We start from the raw sequence: 835 nt of genomic DNA, 5'->3' as shown, positions 1-835 counted from the left end.
AGTAACAACCGACTCGTCACCTTGGAGCGTTACTTTTGAATAGTTAGGGAATTGAGTGAGATAAGCAGCACCCAAAAACCAAAACCAAGAAATAGCTAAAATAGCCAAATAACTTGGTTTATCAGCCTTAATCAGTTTCACCATCTGATAAGTGTTAGTCAGGGGATTCCAAGAAATCTGCAAATCAGGTTGGGATGATGGTGCCGATGGAATTGACCGACTAAAAACATAACCAATCACTGCAAAGACGACTATTAACACAGCTGACCACCACAAGTATTGGGGTTGTTGCACTATAAAGCCCGCACCAATCGTGCCTAATAAAATCGCAACGAAGGTGCCCATTTCAACTAACGCATTCCCTCCTACTAATTCTTCGGGCTTTAAATGCTGAGGGAGAATCGCGTATTTAGCAGGACCAAAAAACGTACTTTGTGAGCCCATCAAAAATAACAATGCCAACAATACGTAATACAACTCAAAAATAAATGCTAAGGCAGCAAATGACATCAATACGATCTCTGCTAACTTGATTCGCCGCATCAACATGGCTTTGTCATATTTGTCGGTAATTTGGCCTGCAATGGCCGAGAACAAAAAGAAGGGAAGGATAAATAAACCAGCCGCTAGATTGAGCAGTAAATTGGTATCCACTGCAATCTTATCAACGGCATGATAAGCAACGATCAACATCAAACAATTTTTGAATATATTATCGTTGAAGGCGCCAAAAAACTGCGTGGCGAAAAATGGAGCGAATTTTTTATTCTTTAATAACTGACTTTGGCTCATCCTTGAATACCTCTAGATTTTATTTGCAGTAATAGTATTTATT

The 835-nt window shown here is 39.4% G+C and carries 1 protein-coding gene; it reads right to left on the bottom strand.

Translation table 11 applies throughout. The features are described 5' to 3' along the window. Positions 1 to 792: MFS transporter (locus tag A3762_RS24850; protein ID WP_156493742.1), on the bottom strand; the 792-nt coding region annotated here is incomplete at its 3' end. Between the last annotated feature and the right edge of the window lie 43 nt (positions 793 to 835).

Source organism: Oleiphilus sp. HI0125, assembly GCF_001635355.1.
This window is presented reverse-complemented; position numbering and strand designations above follow the sequence as displayed.